This window comes from Methylobacterium sp. C1 (genome assembly GCF_001854385.1).
GTDB classification, from domain to species: domain Bacteria; phylum Pseudomonadota; class Alphaproteobacteria; order Rhizobiales; family Beijerinckiaceae; genus Methylobacterium; species Methylobacterium radiotolerans.
The window spans coordinates 314841-333549 of sequence record NZ_CP017640.1 but is presented as its reverse complement, the minus strand read 5'-3'; the positions used below and the strand labels follow the sequence as shown (position 1 = coordinate 333549).

The 18709-nt window shown below is 71.6% G+C and carries 23 protein-coding genes; 9 read left to right on the top strand and 14 right to left on the bottom strand.

Going from position 1 to position 18709, the window contains the following annotated elements; all coding sequences use genetic code 11:
• Positions 1-62: 62 nt before the first annotated feature.
• Both BKE41_RS01540 and BKE41_RS01535 read right to left on the bottom strand, forming a co-directional pair.
• Positions 63-692 carry a flavin reductase family protein gene (locus BKE41_RS01540; protein ID WP_012317291.1) on the bottom strand — a complete coding sequence of 210 codons (630 nt, stop codon included), beginning with the start codon at positions 690-692 and terminating at the stop codon, positions 63-65.
• 11 nt (positions 693-703) lie between these two features.
• The gene (locus BKE41_RS01535) at positions 704-1267 is read right to left on the bottom strand and encodes a nitroreductase (protein WP_024827764.1); all 564 of its coding nucleotides are present in this window, start codon (positions 1265-1267) and stop codon (positions 704-706) included.
• 153 nt (positions 1268-1420) lie between these two features.
• Between BKE41_RS01535 and BKE41_RS01530 the strand changes: the two genes are divergently transcribed.
• Entirely contained in the window at positions 1421-2338 is a 918-nt protein-coding gene (locus tag BKE41_RS01530) for a hypothetical protein (protein ID WP_012317289.1), read from the top strand.
• Between the two features lie 31 nt (positions 2339-2369).
• Here the strand turns inward: BKE41_RS01530 and BKE41_RS01525 are convergent, their stop codons facing one another.
• Positions 2370-3257, bottom strand: coding sequence for a DMT family transporter (locus tag BKE41_RS01525; RefSeq protein WP_083374256.1), 888 nt, complete (start codon positions 3255-3257; stop codon positions 2370-2372).
• Between the two features lie 265 nt (positions 3258-3522).
• On the opposite strand from BKE41_RS01525, the gene BKE41_RS01520 reads away from it, so the two are divergent.
• Positions 3523-3921 (top strand): PRC-barrel domain-containing protein, encoded by a 399-nt coding sequence (locus BKE41_RS01520; protein WP_012317287.1) that lies wholly within the window; start codon positions 3523-3525, stop codon positions 3919-3921.
• A 77-nt stretch (positions 3922-3998) separates the two neighbouring features.
• Here the strand turns inward: BKE41_RS01520 and BKE41_RS01515 are convergent, their stop codons facing one another.
• On the bottom strand, positions 3999-4241 hold the full coding sequence (locus tag BKE41_RS01515) for a hypothetical protein (protein ID WP_029358344.1): 243 nt from the start codon (positions 4239-4241) through the stop codon (positions 3999-4001).
• Between the two features lie 290 nt (positions 4242-4531).
• Between BKE41_RS01515 and BKE41_RS01510 the strand changes: the two genes are divergently transcribed.
• Complete coding sequence (locus BKE41_RS01510; RefSeq protein WP_029358342.1) at positions 4532-5026, top strand: HD domain-containing protein; 495 nt, start codon at positions 4532-4534, stop codon at positions 5024-5026.
• Here BKE41_RS01510 and BKE41_RS01505 read toward each other — a convergent pair.
• Entirely contained in the window at positions 4963-6330 is a 1368-nt protein-coding gene (locus BKE41_RS01505) for an alpha/beta hydrolase (protein ID WP_083374255.1), read from the bottom strand. The genes BKE41_RS01510 and BKE41_RS01505 overlap by 64 nt on opposite strands.
• Here BKE41_RS01505 and BKE41_RS31880 point away from each other — a divergent pair.
• The 6 genes from BKE41_RS31880 to BKE41_RS31515 all read left to right on the top strand — a co-directional run bounded on the left by BKE41_RS31880 (position 6232) and on the right by BKE41_RS31515 (position 9404).
• Positions 6232-6459 carry a hypothetical protein gene (locus tag BKE41_RS31880; RefSeq protein ID WP_012317283.1) on the top strand — a complete coding sequence of 76 codons (228 nt, stop codon included), beginning with the start codon at positions 6232-6234 and terminating at the stop codon, positions 6457-6459. The genes BKE41_RS01505 and BKE41_RS31880 overlap by 99 nt on opposite strands.
• A gap of 345 nt (positions 6460-6804) precedes the next feature.
• Complete coding sequence (locus BKE41_RS01500) at positions 6805-7209, top strand: DUF2231 domain-containing protein (RefSeq protein WP_245295985.1); 405 nt, start codon at positions 6805-6807, stop codon at positions 7207-7209.
• Positions 7206-8546 carry a sorbosone dehydrogenase family protein gene (locus BKE41_RS01495; RefSeq protein WP_070998355.1) on the top strand — a complete coding sequence of 447 codons (1341 nt, stop codon included), beginning with the start codon at positions 7206-7208 and terminating at the stop codon, positions 8544-8546. Before BKE41_RS01500 ends, BKE41_RS01495 begins: the two co-directional genes overlap by 4 nt.
• A gap of 40 nt (positions 8547-8586) precedes the next feature.
• On the top strand, positions 8587-8793 hold the full coding sequence (locus BKE41_RS01490; protein WP_029358337.1) for a hypothetical protein: 207 nt from the start codon (positions 8587-8589) through the stop codon (positions 8791-8793).
• A gap of 119 nt (positions 8794-8912) precedes the next feature.
• A complete protein-coding gene (locus BKE41_RS01485; protein ID WP_012317279.1) occupies positions 8913-9170 on the top strand; it encodes a hypothetical protein in 258 nt (85 codons plus the stop codon).
• A 75-nt stretch (positions 9171-9245) separates the two neighbouring features.
• Positions 9246-9404, top strand: coding sequence for a hypothetical protein (locus BKE41_RS31515; RefSeq protein ID WP_164891328.1), 159 nt, complete (start codon positions 9246-9248; stop codon positions 9402-9404).
• Positions 9405-9410: 6 nt separating this feature from the next.
• Here BKE41_RS31515 and BKE41_RS30975 read toward each other — a convergent pair whose 3' ends face one another.
• The 9 genes from BKE41_RS30975 to BKE41_RS01440 all read right to left on the bottom strand — a co-directional run bounded on the left by BKE41_RS30975 (position 9411) and on the right by BKE41_RS01440 (position 18691).
• Complete coding sequence (locus BKE41_RS30975; RefSeq protein ID WP_159392698.1) at positions 9411-9554, bottom strand: hypothetical protein; 144 nt, start codon at positions 9552-9554, stop codon at positions 9411-9413.
• A 333-nt stretch (positions 9555-9887) separates the two neighbouring features.
• A complete protein-coding gene (locus BKE41_RS01475; RefSeq protein WP_053620659.1) occupies positions 9888-11576 on the bottom strand; it encodes an MCP four helix bundle domain-containing protein in 1689 nt (562 codons plus the stop codon).
• A 259-nt stretch (positions 11577-11835) separates the two neighbouring features.
• On the bottom strand, positions 11836-12333 hold the full coding sequence (locus BKE41_RS01470) for a DUF3617 family protein (protein ID WP_043072984.1): 498 nt from the start codon (positions 12331-12333) through the stop codon (positions 11836-11838).
• A gap of 214 nt (positions 12334-12547) precedes the next feature.
• The gene (locus BKE41_RS01465) at positions 12548-13816 is read right to left on the bottom strand and encodes an MSMEG_0569 family flavin-dependent oxidoreductase (RefSeq protein WP_043072983.1); all 1269 of its coding nucleotides are present in this window, start codon (positions 13814-13816) and stop codon (positions 12548-12550) included.
• Entirely contained in the window at positions 13813-15027 is a 1215-nt protein-coding gene (locus BKE41_RS01460; protein WP_012317273.1) for an MSMEG_0565 family glycosyltransferase, read from the bottom strand. The genes BKE41_RS01465 and BKE41_RS01460 overlap by 4 nt, the downstream gene beginning before the upstream one ends.
• Positions 15024-16019: a sll0787 family AIR synthase-like protein gene (locus BKE41_RS01455; protein WP_024827774.1), complete on the bottom strand. Its 996-nt coding sequence runs from the start codon at positions 16017-16019 to the stop codon at positions 15024-15026. The genes BKE41_RS01460 and BKE41_RS01455 overlap by 4 nt, the downstream gene beginning before the upstream one ends.
• Entirely contained in the window at positions 16016-16561 is a 546-nt protein-coding gene (locus BKE41_RS01450; RefSeq protein WP_024827775.1) for an MSMEG_0567/Sll0786 family nitrogen starvation N-acetyltransferase, read from the bottom strand. The genes BKE41_RS01455 and BKE41_RS01450 overlap by 4 nt, the downstream gene beginning before the upstream one ends.
• The gene (locus BKE41_RS01445; RefSeq protein ID WP_012317270.1) at positions 16558-17661 is read right to left on the bottom strand and encodes an MSMEG_0568 family radical SAM protein; all 1104 of its coding nucleotides are present in this window, start codon (positions 17659-17661) and stop codon (positions 16558-16560) included. The genes BKE41_RS01450 and BKE41_RS01445 overlap by 4 nt, the downstream gene beginning before the upstream one ends.
• Positions 17615-18691: a Nit6803 family nitrilase gene (locus tag BKE41_RS01440; protein WP_024827777.1), complete on the bottom strand. Its 1077-nt coding sequence runs from the start codon at positions 18689-18691 to the stop codon at positions 17615-17617. Before BKE41_RS01440 ends, BKE41_RS01445 begins: the two co-directional genes overlap by 47 nt.
• Positions 18692-18709 lie beyond the last annotated feature (18 nt).

Genomic DNA, 18709 nt, shown 5'->3' with positions numbered 1-18709 from the left:
CCGAACCTGCGCCCGCTATGGTAAACAAGTCCTCAATCGGCCGCGCACAACCGGTTCCTGTTTCAGGACCCGGTGAACTCGCCCGCGCCCTTCGGCCGGCGCATCTGGAAGCGCGTGTCGGCGGTCGCGTGGAAGTAGTCGAAGTATCCGCCCCGCATGATCGGATGCATCGCCGCCGTATCGACCATGCCGTCCGTCACGAAACGTTCGTCGACGTAGATCGACACCACCTGTCCGATCACCAGGAAATTCTCCGCCTCGCCGCCCCCGAGAGGCACCAGCGGCACGGTCTGAAGCCAGCGGCACTCCAGAGCCGCCGGTGAGGCGGCCACACGCGGCGGCCGCACCTTCCGCGAGGGGGCGGTCTCCAGATTGGCGAAGGCGAACTCGCTCGTTCCCCGCGGCAGCGGCGCCGAGGAATCGTTCATCCCGTCGCGCAGGTCCCAGGTGGCGAGGCTGCAGACGAATTCCCGGCCCTCCTCGGCGAAAGTCATCGCGTCCTTCCGGCCAGAGGACGAGAACGCGACCATATTGTCGGCCACGGCGTTGAAGAACGAGTAGGGCGCGAGGTTGAGCGCGCCGTCGTGATTCATGGCGCTGATCCAGCCGATCGGACGCGGCGCGACGATGGCCTTGAGCGGGTTGTGCGGGAGGGCGCGCGCCTCGCGCGGCAGGTCGAGATCGTAGTGCACGGCCGGTCCCTTCAGAGGTAGGTGACGATCTCGTCGAGCGCCGGCCGCGGCCGGTCGGAGGGCACCTCGCGCGCCCGGCCGATATGGACGAAGCCCGCGAGTTTCTCGGTGGGCGCGAGGCCGAGGGCGTCGAGGACGCGGCGGTCGTAGGCGAACCATTCGGTCAGCCAGGACGTGGCGAAACCGGCGGCGTTCGCGGCGATCAGGAGGTTCATGGTCGCGGCGCCGGCGGAGAGCACCTGCTCCCATTCCGGGATCTTCACGTGCGGCCCCGCCCGCGAGACCACCGCGATGGCGACCGGAGCGTGGGTCAGGCGGGCCCGTTCCTGGGCGAGCCGCTCGGGTCCGGCGTCGGGATTGTCGGCCGCGAAGGTCGCCGCGATGACCTCGCCCACCTTGGCCCGGGCGTCGCCGGCGATGACGATGAAGCGCCAGGGCGCCAGCTTGCCGTGGTCGGGTACGCGCGCGGCGGCGGTCAGGATGGTGTCCAGCTGCGCCCGGTCTGGCCCGGGCTCGTCCAGCAGCACCGGCGGCACCGAGCGGCGGGTCTTCAGGAGATCGAGGGTGGCGGTCATGCGCTCCGTCCCGGTATCGCGTCCCGACCGGGATGTGGCATGCGCGGGCCGCCTGTGGAAGAGCGGCCTTGCCGCCGCCATGGTCGGGGGTCAGAGGCGGACCCGGACGATCCGGTGTCGCGACCGGCGTGACGAGCAGAGAAGGGCCGACCGATGCGCATGAGGCTTGCAGCGACCGCGCTGGCGATTCTCGCCGCCGGCCCGCCGGCCGCGCGCGCGCAGCAGGACCCGTTCCAGAACCGGCTCGGCGGCGCTCTGCCGTCGCCGTCGATCACCACCCCGAACCTGCCGCCGTCTCTTCCCCCCGCCGAGCCGGAGGCGCAGCTGTCCCTGTCCGCGCTCCTGTCGGGCCCTGGCACGGCCCTGCGCCAGGGGCTCGCGTGGCGGATCTACGAGGATCGCGGTGACGGCACGCGCCCGTCGATCGTCGCCCGCTCGACCGAGGCCGAGCCGCACTTCACCCTCGCGCCGGGCGCCTACGTGGCGACCGTAACCTACGGTTTCGCGAGCGCGTCGAAGCGGATCGTGATGGGCGGTCAGCCGACGACCGACACGCTCCGGGTGGCCGCAGGCGCCCTCAAGCTCGCGGGCGCGGTGGGCGACCAGAAGATCCCGCCCGGGCAGGTGACGTTCTCGGTTTTCGTCCCGGTCGGGACCAACTCCGAGGGCCGGCTCGTGCGCGCCGGCATCAAGACCGGCGAGCTGCTGCGCCTGCCGGAGGGTACGTATCACGTGGTCTCGACCTACGGTGAGTCGAACGCGATCCAGCGCGCGGACCTGCGCGTCGAGAACGGCAAGGTCACGGAGGCGACGCTCAACCACCGCGCCGCGACGGTGACCCTGAAGCTTGTGGCCGCTCCCGGCGCCGAGGCCTTCGCGGGCACCGCCTTCTCGGTCCTGACCCCCGGCGGTGACACGATCCGCGAGGCGATCGGCGCCTTCCCACAGGTGACTCTCGCGGAGGGCGACTACGTGCTGATCGCCCGCCACGACGGACAGGTCTACACCCGGGAGTTCAAGGTCGAGAGCGGCCTCGACCGCGACATCGAGGTGGTGGCCAAGTCCGGCTGACGAGGGCCGGCCGACGGCGCCCGGCCCGCTCTCAAGCGAAGCGCCGCGCCAGCGCCACGCAGGCCGCCACTGCCAGGGCGGCGCCGATCATCGCGGGCTCGATCCGCTCGCCCAGGATCAGCGCGGCGACGCCGAGGCCCAGGAAGGGCTGCAGCAGCTGGAGCTGTCCGACCGACGCGATGCCGCCGCGCGCCAGAGCCCTGTACCAGAACACGAATCCGATCAGCATGCTGAACAGGGCGACGTAGCCGAGGCCCGCCCAGGCCGGCAGCGGGATCGCGGCCAGCTCGGCAGGCCGGAGCAGCAGGGCGAGGGGCAGGCTGACCGGCAGCGACAGGACGGTGGCCCAGGCGATCACCTGCCAGCCGCCCAGCCTGCGGGCCAGGACGCCGCCCTCGGCGTAGCCGAGCCCGCAGAGCAGGATCGCGGCCAGCATGAAGGCGTCGCCGGCACAGGGTGGTCCGTCGAGCCCGCGCGCGGCGAAGCCGACCGTCACCAGCGCGCCGGTGATCGAGAGCAGCCAAAAGATCGGCGACGGCCGTTCGCCGGAGCGCAGCGCACCGAACAGGGCGGTGGAAAGGGGCAGCAGGCCGACGAAGACGGTGCCGTGCGCGGCGCCGACCGTCCGTAGGGCCAGGGCGGTGAGGAGCGGGAAGCCGACCACGACGCCCGCGGCCACGATGGCGAGCGCCGGGAGATCGGTTCGACGCGGGCGGGCCTGTCGGAGCGCCAGCAGAGCTGTTGCGCCGGCGAGGCCCGCGAGCGCAGCCCGGGCCGCGCTGAGGAACAGCGCGTCCATGCCGGTCAGCGCGAGGCGTGTCGCCACGAGCGAGGCGCTGAAGATCGTGACGCCGATGAGGCCGTCCACCCAGGCGCCGGTCGCCGATCCGCGCCTCGTCTCGAGCACTCCTCCCGCCACGGTGTCTCCTCCCGACCTCTGCGAGTCCCGGCATGCCGTCCCGGGGTAAGGTCGGCCAGGAACGATCGGTGCGCAGTCGGGCGATCTGTCCCGGCCGATCTTCAATACAGTTGCCGCTTCGCCCACGGCGTGGCCGCGTTGCCACCCTGCCCGCGCACCGGGCGAAGGTTCCATGTTCCGCGCATTAACATTTCCGTGTTGTCGCGGAACGATGCGATCGAGGCGACGATTTCCGAGCACCCATACCGGGCCATTGGAGTTCACTATGCGCCGCCTCGTCCTCGCTGCCCTCGCATCCGCCGCCCTCGCCGGCCCCGCCTTCGCCGCCAACGAGGCGCCCGCGACGGTCGCGCCGAAATTCGAGACCGTCCCGCAGGACGCGGTGCTCAGCTACAACCTGATCGGCCTCAACGTCACCGACGCGCAGAACAACACGGTCGGCGAGATCAAGGACCTCGTGATCGATCACGAGAAGCTGGCCGGATACATCGTCTCCGTCGGCGGCTTCCTCGGTATGGGCGAGCGCTACGTCGCGGTGGCCCCGAGCTCGATCGCGATCGGCTACGACGCCGACGCCAAGAAGTGGAAGGCCATTATCGGCGCCAGCAAGGATCAGCTGAAGGCGGCGCCCGAGTTCAAGTACGAGGGCAAGTTCAAGCGCTGACGCTCACCAACGCCGCGGCCGGGCGCAGTGCCCGGCCGACCCAGCGGTCCCGCGGCCCCGACGCGGCGCGACCGCGCCTAGAGGGGTGTGTCGAGGGCCTGACGCGCCAGCCGGGCGACCAGGGCCTCCCGCTTGGCCTGACGCAGCACGATCCGCGCCGCGGCTCGCGCGTTGGACGCGCGCAATTCGGCCCGCGGACCGCCGTCGCGCAGGGCCCGCCACGCCAGCGCGCGGAACCACCGGACGTTGGCCAGCGCCGCCGCCCGGCGGCTCAGCGGCCCACCGACATCCAGCGGCTTCTCGAGTGTCCCGGACATCATTGTCTCGATCCTGAAGCGCGACCCGCCGCTTGTCCGATTACGGAACAAGAGATGGCGATTCCACGGGAGCTGGGCAATAGTGTTGCCAACGTGAACTTTTGAATCGACAGCGAAGACTGCGCATCCACGAAATGTGGTAAGCGCGTCGCCACGAAGCGTACGGCGTCACGGCGCCGCGCGGCGGGCGCGGCGGCCGGTTGAGCGGGAACGCCGCGGCGGGCGGGCGAATTCCCGGAGCGGAAGGCCGGCGCGGCGTAGCTTCGGGTCGGTCGTTCTGGGGAGCCGGGTGCGTGCCGACGATCTTCGATGCCCATACCTTCGCCCTCACCGCGCATGCGGGCCAGCTCGACAAGGGCGGCGAGCCGTGCATGCGGCACTTGGAACGCGTCGCGAACGCCGCCCAGGCCCGGGCCGGTCACGCCCGACTCATCGACGGGCTCGACATTGACCCGATGCGAGTCATGCAGGCCGCGCTCCTGCACGATGTGCTGGAGGACACGCCGCGCACGGCAGCCGACCTCCGCGCCGCCGGCTTCGAGGCGGACATCGTCGAGACGGTGACGCTTCTCACCAAGCCGCCGAGCCGGACCGCCTATTCCGAGCGGGTCACGGCCCTGATCGCCGCCGGCAATTTCGCGGCGCTGCTGATCAAGATGTCCGATACCGAGGACAACCTCTGTCCGAGCCGGATCCCGCCCAACGCCGCGTTCCTGCGCGAGCGCTACGCCACGGCGTTCGAGCGCCTGAAAGAGGCGGCCGCAGCTTCGGGGTATACAGGTCGCTGACGGCGTGCGTCGGACGCGCTGACACGACGTCGGATGAAGGCGCCGGCCTCGTCGAGGGCGCGGGTCGCCTCGGGGATCGGCGCCCCGACGAAGACGTGGCACTGGCCGGGATACCGGTACAGCGCCACCTCGCGCCCCGCCCGCGCCAAGCCGTCTGACAGGCGCAGGGCATCCGGATGAAGGATGTCCCGCGTGCCGGTGACGATCGCCGTCGGTGGGAGCCCCTCGAGGGACCCGAACAGCGGGCTGATCCGCGGATCCGTCAGCGGCGTGCCGCCCGCCCAGAGGCGCGCCGCCTCCCGGCAGCCGGGCACCGCCAGCATCGGATCTCGCGGCGCGATGGCCGCCACCCCGGGATCCGAGAACGTCAGGTCGAGCGCGGGTGAGAACAGCAGCAGACCTGCGGGGAGCGGCTCCCCCCGCGCGCGCAGCCGCTGCGCGATTCCGAGGGACAGGCAGCCTCCCGCCGAATCGCCCGCGACGATCAGCCGGTCGCGCGCCTCAGCGCCGATCGAGCCCAGGAGCTCCTCGAGGAACGCGTAAGTTTGGCGCCAGGTGCTCTCGGGCGCCAGCGGGTAGCGCGGGAGGATCACCCGGGCACCGGTGCGCGCGATGAGGGCGTCGACGATACGCCAATGCGGACCGAGAACGTCGAACACCCAGGCGCCACCGTGAAGGTAGAGGATCGTGATGCCCGAGCTTCCGCCGCGCGGGCTGACCGTGATCACCTCCGCGCCGTCCAGTAGGTCGGTTCGGACGCTGCGCTCGCGGCGCTGCCAGAGGGTCGGCCGTGCGGGCTCGATCCGCCGGTGCCGGGCGATCTCGCGCCGCAGCCCCTGCGCGTCGCGCGCCCTGCGCTTCATGCCGCACAGCGGCAGCGCCACGTCGTTCACCAGCTTGGCACGGACGCTGACCCGGGAACGCCGGGCCCAGGCGACGAGGCCGACGGCTGCGAGCGTGACGGCTCCTGCCGTCAGCGCGGCGACACGCGACGAGCCGTCCAAGAGAATCCTCCTCTGCGCCGAACCCGCCGCTTTAATGAACGGCGGATCGGCCTGTTCCCGAGTCCGAACGTACCGCCGCGGCACCGCTCCCGCAGGAACACCGTCGGACCCGCAGGGTTGGCCAGACATCGCCGACCGGTTTCGTGCCGCGCGGATCTTCGGAGAGACGGCCAGCGCGGCGGGCGCATCAGCAGGAACGGTATGAGCACATCGAAGAAGACCCCCGCAGCCGACCGTCATCACGGCGGACCGGGCAGCAGCCATCAGGATGCCACGAAGCCGCACGACGCGGCGGAACACGGGCCCGCGCCGGGAAGCCCGACCAACGACTCGAAGTCCCACGTCTCCGGTGGGGGCGGCGAGCGGGACAGCCACCATACCCACAGCACGAAAGGCCGAGCACCGGATCGCGCCGATCGATCGCACTGACGCGGGAGCGGCGGGCATACGGCCTGGCGCACGCCCGTGACCGCAGGCGTCAGCGGAAGCGCGTGCAGATCGGCGAGCGGGCGTTCCGGCAGATCGGGCCGGGCGGCTCTGCTTTAACCACCGCCCATCCCTCTGCACAGGTCGTCGACAGAACGACCTCATACCGACCGACATCGCTCGGCCACGCGAGAGCGTAGGACCTCGCCTGGCGGCCGGAGCCGGGAACATTCGGCTCCGGCCGCCGGTACATCCTGCATCGAAGCAGCTCCGTCCGCCGAGGATCCCGGCTTGATCCCGAAGACCCCGCAAGCGACGGCCCGAATCGCAGGTCACCCCATCCACGTGATGCTGGTCCCGATCCCGGTCGTCTGCTTCGTGGGGACGCTGGTGACCGACATCGCCTACTGGCTCACGGCCAACATGCAGTGGGCGAATTTCTCGGCCTGGCTCCTCAGCGTCGGCCTGATCGCGTCGACCTTGGCCGCGGTGGCGGGGCTCATCGACTTTCTCGGCGATCGCGGTATCCGCCGCCTTCGGCCGGCCTGGATCCACGCCGCCGGCAACGCGGTGGCTCTGGTCCTGAGCCTCATCAACGTCTTGGTGCACAGTCGCGACGCCTACACGTCGGTCGTGCCGACCGGTCTGATCCTGTCGACCGTCGTCGTGCTGATCCTGCTGGTCACTGGCTGGAGCGGCGCCGCGCTGGTGCACCGGCACGGTGTCGGCATGCGAACGGAGGAGCCGGCATGATCCGGCGCGTCCCGCTCCTCGTCGCCGGCGTTCTGCTTCCGCTCGCCGCCTGCGGGCCCGATCCCATCGACCCGCAGACCCAGGTCGGACCGAACCCGCCACTGCCCGATCTGCATCAGTACCTGCTGCCGCCGATGCACGTCTCGAGCGCGGTCGGCTGGAAGGACGGCGAGACGCCCGAGGGCGAATCCGGGCTGCAAGTGAAGGCCCTCGCAACGGGCCTGAAGAACCCGCGCTCGCTCCTCGTCCTGCCCAACGGCGATGTCCTGGTGGCGGAGAGCGGCGGCCCGACGCCGCCGATCAACCGGCCCAAGGAGATCATCATGGGCTGGCTCGAGCGGAAGTCCCATTCCGCGGAGACCCCGGGTCAGCGCATCACCCTGCTGCGGGATGCCGACGGCGACGGCGTCGCCGAGCAGCGGACCGTGCTGCTCGACAAGCAGAACGCGCCCTTCGGCATGGTGCTGGTCGGCGGCGACCTCTACGTCGCGGAGACCGACGCGGTCGTGCGCTACCCCTACAAGTCCGGCGACACCGCGATCACCGAGCCGGGCGTGAAGCTCGTGGACCTGCCGGCGGGCCGCATCAATCACCACTGGACCAAGAGCCTGACCGCGAGCCCGGACGGCTCCAAGCTCTACGCCGGCGTCGGATCGAACAGCAACATCACGGAGAACGGGCTGGACGAGGAGAAGGACCGGGCCGCAATCTGGGAGATCGACCGGACATCCGGCGCGCACCGGCTCTACGCCACGGGCCTGCGCAATCCCAACGGCCTGACCGTCGAGCCGCAGACCGAGACCCTGTGGTGCGTGGTCAACGAGCGCGACGAGCTCGGGCCCGACCTCGTGCCCGACTACATGACCTCGGTGAAGGATGGCGGCTTCTACGGCTGGCCCTACAGCTACTGGGGCAACCACGTCGATCCGCGGGTGATGCCGCAGCGTCCGGACCTAGTCGCCGCCGCACTCATGCCCGACTACGCGCTGAGTTCGCACGTGGCGCCCCTGGGAATGACCTTCTCCAGCGGCGCGGGTCTGCCGCAGGCCTATCGTGCCGGCGCCTTCGTGGGCGAGCACGGCAGCTGGAACCGTGAGCCGCTGAACGGCTACAAGGTGGTCTACATCCCCTTCGAGAACGGCCGGCCGGCCGGTAAGGCCCAGGACGTGGTGACCGGCTTCCTCACGGATGACGGACACGCTCGCGGGCGCCCGGTCGGGCTGGCGATGGACGGTCACGGCGCGCTCCTCATTGCCGACGATGTCGGCGGCGCCGTGTGGCGCGTCACCGCCTCCGGCTCGCAGATGCGGGCCGAGCCGGCCCCGATCGTCCACTGACCCGGACCGCGATCGAGACGTCAGTGCTGGAGAAGTGCCGATGACGCCATCGACCCGTTCACCCGCCGCGATCAGCGACGAGGGGCGCCACGCCCGCGATCGCGGCGATCCGATCACCGCGAACCCCTATCCGCCGGACTCGGAGGCGTGGGCCACCTGGGATCGGGGCTACCGGATGCCGGACGAGCAGGCGCGTGTAGCTACCCCGGCGGCAGTCCGGCCGGACGCGCCGCCGGAGGCATCCTGATCCGGCACCCGCGCGGGCGCGTCGAAGACGTGGCCGGAACAGGCGCGGCGGCGTGCGGTTGCCCGGATGACCGGTAACGGCTCCGCGAGCGCGATTGCCGGACCAGAGGGAGATCCGCCATGAAGCTCACGAGTCTCGCCATCGCCGCCCTTCTCGCGGCCGCCATCCCCGCAGCGGCCGCGGAGAATACCGGCGGTGCGACCAGCCGGTCGGGCACGGCCAACAGCACCGGACCGAGCGATGCGGGGTCCGGCTCCACGCCGGGCGCCGCCGGGAGCGGACCGTCGACCGGCTCGATGAGCCGCTCCGGCACGACGAACAGCACCGGCCCGAACGATGCCGGATCCGGTTCCAAGCCGCCGGCCGGCAGCCGCTGACGGGACCGCGTCACGGCGCGAGCGGCGCTGTCCCGCCCGCGGACGGGCGCCGCTCACACGCCGCAGGGAGGATCCATGACGGTAGGAACGCGCATCGCGCTCGCCGGGCTACTGCTGCTCAGTCTCGCATGCTGCGATGACAAGCAGGCCCAGAACAGCACGCCGACCAAGCCCGACTCCACTAAGATGGAGCCGCAGACCGACCAGTCGGCACCGAACACGCAGAAGCGCTAGGCGCGCTCACGCTCGGATCGCATTTGCGCCGGTCTCGGGCGTGCCGGTATTCGAGCTCGCGGGCGGATCGCCGGACGGGTCGACGATCAGCGGCACGGCCGCGCCGAAACCGAGGGCGGCCTCGACGACGGAAGTCAGGAATCGATTCATCGGCCACCTCCCTCCCGCATCCCGGGGCGCCGTCGCCGGACGGCGGCGTCCCGGGATGCGGTCTTCATCCGCTTCGCACCCGCCGTCTCAGACGAAGTGCATCGGGAGGGCGCGGTCCAGGATCTCGACGTAGGTGCCGGCGAGAACCGCGACGGTGGCGGCGGCAGCGGCAGCGGCGAGGGTGAAGCGGGCAACGCGGGTCATCGAAGTCTCCATCAGGTCCGCGACTGTGTTCGCGGTATGACCCTGATGTAAGCTCAAGCTTTCCCCGCCGAGGTGCTGCGGCACACCCCGGCGATTGACTATCGAGCGCTGCCCTCGTCGCGCGGCGCGTCAGGCCGCGCGCACGGTGGCGAGGAACCGTCCGACCTCGGCCGACAGGTGTTCGGACTGGCGAGACAGCTCGGAGGCGGCGCCCAGAACCTGGCTCGCCGCGGCGCCGGTCTCCTCGGCGGCACCGGCCACGCCGGCGATGTTGCTCGTCACCTCGCCCGTGCCCTGCGCGGCCTGGGTGACGTTGCGGACGATCTCCTGCGTCGCCGCACCCTGCTCCTCGACGGCGGCCGCGATCGAGGTGGCGACGCCGTTGATCTCGCGGATGCGCCCGGTGATCGTCCCGATGGCGGAGACCGCCTGCCCGGTGACGCCCTGGATCCGGCCGATCTGGGTGGAGATCTCCCCGGTCGCCCGGGCCGTCTGCTCCGCGAGGGCCTTCACCTCCGAGGCCACCACCGCGAAGCCGCGGCCCGCCGCGCCCGCGCGGGCGGCCTCGATCGTGGCGTTCAGCGCCAGGAGGTTGGTCTGACCGGCGATCGAGGAGATCAGGCCGACCACGTCGCCGATCTTGGCGACGGCGGTGCTGAGTTCCTGCACGAGGGCCCCGGTCTCGTCCGCCTCGCCGGCGGCGGAACGGGCCAGCTCGGCCGAGCCCTGGACCTGACGTCCGATCTCCTGGACCGATGCGCCGAGTTCCTCGGCGGCCGCCGCGACGGTGCTGACATTCGAGGCCGCCTCCTCGGCGGCGGCCGCGACCGCACCGGACTGCGCCGAGGTCTGCCCCGCCATGGCCGACATGGAGCCGGCGGTGGCCTGCAACTCCGTCGCGGAGGCGGAGACTTGCCCGACGATGCCGCCAACCGCGGCCTCGAAGCTGTCGGCCATCTGGCGCATGCCGATCCGGCGCTGCTCTTCGGCGGCGAGGCGCGCCTGGGCGGTCTCGGCCTCCAGCGCCTTCATCTGGACGAGCCCCTGCTTGAACACCGCGACGGCGGACGCGATGGTGCCGATCTCGGTCTTCTCGCCCTGGTACGGGATCTCGGCCGACAGGTCGCCGGCGATCAGCGCCTGCATCGGCCGCACCACCGAGGCGATGCCGCGGGTGACGCCGAGGACGATGATCACGCCCGACAGCACCGAGACAGCCACGGCGAGACCGATGGCGACGAGGCTCAGCGTCCAGGTCTCGTTGAAGATCGCGGTGCTCTGAGCCTGCGCGGCGTCGGCGCCGGCGTTGTTGATGGCGATCAGCTTCTCCAGGGCCTTGGACGCGGCGCGACGCGGGATCAGTCCCTTCGTCTCGTAGAGCTGATAGGCCTCGGCCTTCTTCCCCGCCCGCGACAGGTCGACGACGTCGTTGCGCACCGTCTTGAAGGTCTGGGACTCCTGGTTGAACGCATCGAAGAGCGTCCGCTCGTCGGGGGAGCTGATCAGCCCCTTGTAGACGGCGATCCGGTCGGCCAGCTTCCGATCGAAGCTGTCCATGTCCTTCTCGATGGTGGCGAGCAGCGCCGGATCGGTCGCCTGTGTGTGACGCAGCAGGAGACCGCTGCTGCGTGCGGTGAGCGTGTCGATCTCGCCCAGCGCGCGGATGCTCGGCATCCAGTTCGTATCGATCTCGACCGCCTGCTCGCGGAGCTTGCGCGTACTCATGAGCCCGAGCATGCCGAGTCCGACCACGAAGACGGTCAGAATCGAGAATGCGACCACGAGTTTTGTGCGAATTGAGACACTCTGTAGCGACACGGCGGCCTCGCGGCAGCCGAATAGAACAATTCTGCGGCTGCAGGGCGCACGATTAGCCGAATGTATTTAATATCCCATAAATTGAGCTTGCTCGCCGGCGTGGGCCGGCGCCGGCCTCGCGGCATGGATCCTCGCCGCGGATCGGAGCCACTCGGACGCCGTGGCGCGCGCCGCAGAGATTAGGACGGGGTGCGACGCGCGTGCGGCGTGTGCGGAGCTCCCACAGCCTCTCCCACGCCCGACGAGCCTGTCGAGACGCCTATCGGGGCGCCGGCTGGGGCATCTTCACGATCTTGCCGTCGGGCAGGATGATGTCGCCGGGGCTCTGTCCAGCCTCACAGGGACCGATATAGGTGGCGTCGATGACCATCTGGCGCCGCATGGGCTCCTTGGCGTTCGGCAGGCCCGTCAGCGTCGTATCCACCTCCATGTGGATCTTGCTGTTGAAGTCACCGGTGATGACGGTGTTGCCCGCGGCCGAGATCGGGCCGAGCTTGCACTCCGTCTCGCCCTTGTAGCCGGTGCTCGTCTTCACGATGGTGCGCTTCGAGCAGTTCTGCCCACCGCCGAACGCGGCCTGCGCGATCTGATCGGTCTTCTCATCGATGCATTGGCGCGCCGTCGTGTTGCCGTCGGTCGAGGTGGTCTTGCTCTCCCACAAGCCGGCCTTGCGTGCCGGCAACGTTTCGGCGGATGCCGCGCCGGTCATCACCGATAGAGCCGTCGCGATCCCGACACCGACGATACGTCCTCGCATGGATAATTCCTGGGTCTCCGCGGCTCAGACGCCGCAACGGCGCTTGGCTAACCGATGCGATACAGGCGAACAAGCCGGGATCTGAACGAGGTACGACGCCGAACACTGGATCCCAACGGCGCTTCGGTGCTGCGGATACCCCGCATGTCCGGCCCGAATAGCCGCAATATCTGCGACGCGCGCCGGCGCAACTTTGCCCCGACGAGAACCCGGCTCACACCGCCCGCTTCAGACCGACCGCGCCGGCGCCGAGACGCGCCTGGATCACCTGCACGATGTACTCGGCGTCCCGGCCGACCGCGCCGAAGCGCCCCGAACCCCAGGTGTTCAGCCAGGGCAGGCCGACGAAGGAGATGCCCGCCTCTTGCGTGACGCCGCGCCGGTGCTTCGGCCGCCCGGCGCCGTTGAACACGGACGCGTCGAGCCACCGGAAATCCGGCGCGAAGCCGATGCACCAGACGATGCTGGTGATGCCGGATCCTTCGAGGGGAAGCGCGGTGACGGGCTCGCCCGGCTCCCAGACCGGGCTGTAGGGCGCCTGGACAGGCGCCGCGATGCCGGCCTCGGCGATGTAGGCGTCGATGGCCGCGTTGATGCCGTTGTAGGTCCGGTCGGCTTGGTCGAGCGAGCGCCGCAGGTTGTCGCGGAAGCGGAGCGCGCCGTCGGCGTAGTCGTCGAGAATGCCGTGCAGCGCCATGCCCTCCAGGGCGAAGCGGCGCAAGTCGATGTCCCGGCCACCGTCGCGACCAGTCACGTAGTGGTTGGTGTTGTCCCGGACGCCGTCGCGCAGCGGGTGATCGTCGACGGTCTTCTCGTAGTAGCCCATGTCGGCGAGCCACGCGACGACGTCGCGGCCGCGGTAGAATCGGGCGCAGCGGGGCGCGTCGCCGACGGCGAGGTGCACCTGCCGACCGGCGAGATGCAGGTCCTCGGCGATCTGCGCGCCGGACTGCCCGGAGCCGACGACCAAGACCGCGCCGTCGGGCAGTTGCGCCGGATTGCGGTACGCGTTCGAGTGAATCTGGGTGATCGCGGGCGGAAGCCTCTCGGCCAGGCGCGGGATGATCGGCGTGTGGTAGCCGCCGGAGGCCACCACGATCTCGTCCGCGGTGTAGTCGCCCTCCGAGGTCTGGACCGCGAACAGACCGTCGTCGCGCCGCGCCACGCGCGTGACCGCCACACCCTCGCGGATCGGCGGCCTCACCTTGGCGACGAAGGCTTCGAGGTAGGCGACGATCTCATCCTTCCTCATGAACCCGTCCGGATCCGGTCCATCGTAGCGGTGGCCCGGCAAGTCGCACTGCCAGTTCGGCGTGACGAGGCAGAACGTGTCCCAGCGCTGCGTCGCCCAGGTATGCGCGGCCGTGTGCTTCTCGAACACGAGGTGCGCGATGCCCCGCTGCTTGAGGTGGTAGCTGACCGAGAGGCCGGCCTGCCCCCCGCCGACGATGGCGACGGGAACGTGACGGGTCGTGGACGTCATGGCTCCAACTCCGTGAGGGCTGCCGGACCGGCGAGAGACTGGGAGCGCCCGGCGGCCGCGCCGCGGGCGCACCCGGCGTAGGCGTCGAGGTGGCGCGCGGCGCAGGCGCGCCAGGAATGGGTGGCCGCACGCGCCAGCCCCGCCGCTCGCAGGCGGGCGCGGGTCCGCGGCTCCAGCGCCGCCGCCATGGCGTCCGCGATGGCGTCCGGGTCGGCGGGATCGACGAACAGCGCGTCGGTCGGCGCGAGGTACTCGGTGAAGGGGGGGCGGTCGGAGACGATCGCGGGCGTTCCGCAGGCCATGGCCTCAAGCACGCACAAGCCGAACCCCTCCGTCCACGACGGGAAGGCCAGCAGGTCCGCGGCTCGGTAGAGCGCCGGCATGTCGGCCTGCGGGACCGGGCCCGTCGCGACGACCGCGAGGCCGCGACCGACCTCGAGGCCCGCGGCGGCCAGGGCCGCGCGGCAGCGGTCGCGATAGGCGGCGTGGTCGAGGAGCGAGGCGCCGCCGGCGACGACGAGCTGCGCGCCGGGGTGGCGCGCCCGCAGGCGCGCGAAGGCCCCGACGATGCCGAGCGCGTTCTTGCGCGCCTCGAAGCCGCCGACGCTCAGGATAATGGGCCCCCCGCCGAGACCCCACCGGTCCCGGAACGCGGCGTCCGCCCCGGTCGGCGCGGGCCGGTAGACCGACAGGTCGACCCCGTTGCCGACGATCCCGGCCTCCGCGCCGAGCGTGTCCCGGATCCAGTCGGCCCAGAGGCGGCTGACACAGAGCAGCCGATCGGCCTCGCGGATCGCGCGGTCCTGCCACGACGCGAGCACGGGATCGGCGAAGCTGTCGACGTGATGCACGGTGCGGACGAAGCCCGGGATCAGGCGCCGGTGCCTGAGCGTCGCGAGGGCGTTGCCGCCGATCCCGTCATGGGCGTGGAAGACGTCGAAGTCGCAGGCGGCCGGCGTCGCGAAGTGGCGCAGGTAGTCGTGGATGCGGGCCCGCACGAGATCGACCGTCGCACCCTCGACCGGCTCGGCCGCCACCGCCACCGTGGGACAGGCCGCGTCCCGGTAGAAGCCGCGGCCTGCCGGGTCGGGCGCGTGCACCACCGCCTCGTGGCCGAGGGCGCACAGGGCCTCGGCGAGCGCGAGGCTGTGGGCGACGCCGCCGCGCGGGTTCGTGGAATGGGTCAGGATCGCGACGCGCAGGCCCGTCACGGCACGGCCTCCGCTCTTTCGCGGCCGCAGCCGGTCAGCGCGTCGGCAGCGAAGTCCCAGACGACGGCCTCGTCGCACGTCCGGTCGCGCACCCGGGCGACCCGGCTGCCGTCGAGGCGCCCGATCTGCGCCGCCGCGATGCCGCGCGCGGCGAAGCGCGCCACCACGGCCGCCGTGCGGTCGGGTCGGACGCTCACGAGGTAGCCGAAGCTCGGGAAGGCGTTCACCCAGCGCGGCAGCGGGACGTGGTCGGGACGCGGGATCGCGTCGAGGTCGATGACTCCGCCCACCCCCGAGCACTCGAGCAGCATCAGCGCCGTGCCGACGATGCCGGCCATGCTGATGTCCTTCGCGGCGTGGGCCAGGCCGTCCTCGGCGAGGCCCGGCAGCAGCGCGAGGTCACCGCGCAGCCGCGCGCCCGGCGCGCCGGTGGAGGCGTCCCAGTACGGGTGCGGGTCGCGGAAGCGCCCGCGCAGGTCGATGGCGGCGACGAGGTCGTCGCCGGGCGCGGCGTCGAAGCTCGTCAGAAGGCGCGGCCCCGCCCGGCCGAGCACCGCGACCGCGAGGTTGCCGGCGGCCGCGCGCGTGTTGGTGTGGCCGCCGACCACCGGGACGCCGTAGAGCGCGGCGGCGTCGGACAGGCCGGCCAGGACCGGATCGGCGGCCGCTCCATCCGGGCTCCAGAGGGCGTCGACCACGGCGAGCGGGCGGCCGCCCATGGCGGCGACGTCGCTCAGGTTGACCATGATCCCGCAGTAGCCGGCGAAGTAGGGGTCGTCCGCCACGAAGCTGTCGAGGAAGCCCTCGATGGCCAGCAGGAGGTGCCCGTCGCCGTCGGGGATCGCCGCGCAGTCGTCGCCGACCGGCACGGCCGCGTGCCGGCTTCCGAGACCGAGCCGCCGCACGACCGCGTCGATGTCGCGCTTGTGGCCGACCCCGCGGGCCTCGCGGATCTGGCGGGCCAGCGCCCGTGTGTCGACCGCGGCGGTCACGCGGCCCTGCGGAAGGTGAGGAGCCCGTTCTCGGGATCGTGCATCGGCGGGTAGGCCGCGAGATCCGCCTCCATCAGGCGGTGGGGCCGCCCGTGCAGGTCCAGGGCGTCGAGGCTCTCCCAGTGCAGGGCCTCGAACAGCGCGACGTTGCCCTCCTGCACGTGCGCGAGGAAGCGGGTGCAGCCCCGCGCGCGGGCCGAAGACACCGCGACCCGGATGAGCCCGGTCCCGAGGGCGGCGGCGCTGCGGAAGGGCTTGGCGACGGCGAGGCGCGAGCCCCACCACGTTCCCGGACGCGCGCGGTCCTCGTGGATCCGCACGGTGCCGACGACGGCGTCCGCGTCGCCGCCGAGCGTCGAGAGGGCGCAGATCGGGAGGGCGTGCGCGTCGATCGCGTCGCAATCGTCCTCGGCGAAGATCCCCTGCTCCGCGCAGAAGACCTGCCGGCGCAGGGCCGCGCAGGCGCGCCGCTCCCAGGGCGCGACCGCGAACTTCACCCGGAAGTGGCTGGGCCGGTACGGCGGCACGGGGTCGAACATCACGCCGCCCCGCCCGCGCGCTCGTAGGTGGAGAGCGCCGAGCAGGCGCCGCACCGCCCGCAGCCGGCCTTGATGTCGGCGGAGCGCAGGTCCGCCCGGCCCAGCATCTCCGCGAGCGGCTTCAGGACGGCGTGCATGAAGTCGGGCCCGGGGGCCGGATGGCTCTCCAGCGGCGTGCCGGAGATCGGCACGAAGGGCACCACGAACGGGTAGACGCCCATCCCGATCAGACGGTCGGCCGTCGCCAGGATCGCGTCCGGCGCGTCGCCGAGGCCGGCGAGGATGTAGGTGGAGACCTGGCCGCGCCCAAAGACCGGCACGGCCGCCGCGAAGGCGTCGAAGTAGCGCTCCAGCGGCACGCTCGCCTTGCCGGGCATGATCCGCGCCCGCACCTCGGGCGTGACGGCCTCCAGGTGCATGCCGAGCGCGTCGACGCCGGACGCCCGCATCCGCTCGAACCAGCGGTCGTCGTCGGGCGGCTCGCACTGGGCCTGGATCGGCAGGTCGACGGCGGCCTTCACCGCGAAGGCGCTCTCGCACAGGATCGCGGCGCCGCGGTCGGTAGCGTTCGGCGTGCCGGTGGTCATGACCATGTGCTTCACGCCGTCGAGCAGCACGGCGGCGCGGGCGACCTCGGCGAGCTGCTCGGGCGTCTTGCGCGCCACGGTCCGCCCGGCGGCCAGCGACTGGCCGATCGAACAGAACTGGCAGGTCTTGGCGCGGCTCTGGTAGCGGATGCAGGTCTGCAGCACCGTCGTGGCGAGGACGTCGCGCCCGTGCAGCACCGCGATCTTCGCGTAGGGCACGCCGTCGAAGGTGGAGAGGGCATAGAAGCGCGGGCGCCCCGGGAAGGTGACGCGGCCGACCACGACGCCCGCGTGCTCGATCACCGCGATCCCGTCCGCGTCCGGCGGGCGCACGAGGAAGGGCGAGTCGAAGGCGGCCTCGGTATGGACCGGCACCATCACGGTGCGGCCCGCGATGGTCATCGCCTTGTGATCCGACGGCCCGGCGCCGCCGCGGCGGCTCGGCGCCCCGGCGCGGCTGTCGGCGAGCCTAACGCCGTAGGATTGCAACGCGTTGATCAGGCGCTCCGTCGGCATCCCGATGAGGCCCGTCGGGACCGGCGGGGACGCGCGACGACTCGTCGGAAGCGGGCTGCTGCTCATGGTCGAGGCTCCGGTGGGCGGGCTGCGAACGGGCCGGCCGCTGCACGGAGGCGGCCGGGCGGTCGTCGTGGAGCAGGCTGAGGAGTTCGGGCCGCGCGTAGTGGCCGACCGAGTCCATCATCCGCTTGCGCTTGGTCACCAGCGCGAGGTCCATGTCGGCGATCAGGATGCCCTCGCCCGGCCCGAGAGGATCAGCGAGGTGCTTGCCCTCGGGCGACACGATGGCGGTGCAGTTGCCGCCCCGGCAGGCGCCGCGCAGGCGCTCGTCCGGGCAGACCTGCGCGACCTGCTCGTCGGTGAGCCAACCCGTGGCGTTGACCACGAAGCAGGCCGCCTCCAGGGCGTGGTGACGGATCGTCACCTCCATCTGGTCGGCGAAGATCTGGCCGACCAGGGAGCCCGGGAACTGAGCGGCGTGGATCTCCTCGTGGCGCGCCATGAGGGCGTAGCGGGCGAGCGGATTGTAGTGCTCCCAACAAGCCAGCGCCCCCACGCGGCCGACTGCCGTCTCGACCACGGCGAGCCCGGCGCCGTCGCCCTGACCCCAGATCATGCGCTCGTGGTAGGTCGGTGTGATCTTCCGGCGCTTGAGCTTCAGGGCGCCGTCCGCGTCGAAGATCAGCTGCGCGTTGTAGAGCGAGCCGTGGTCGCGCTCGTTCACGCCCAGCACGATCACCGCACCGTGGCGCCGCGCGGCCGCCGAGACCGCCTGCGTCACCGGGCCCGGCACGGCGACCGCGCGCTCGTAGAGTCGCAGATGCTCGGGCCCCTGGAGCGCGGGCGGAAGGACGAATGAGAAGTAGGGGTAGTAGGGCAGGAAGGTCTCGGGGAAGACCATGAAGCGCGCGCCCTTGGCGGCGGCCTCGTCGACCGCATTGAGCACGCGCTCCAGGGTGCCGTCCGGGCGGTCGAGGTCCGGCGCGATCTGGACCGCGGCAGCCCGCACGATCTGCGTCTCTGACATGGGTGGTCCTCCGGCTGA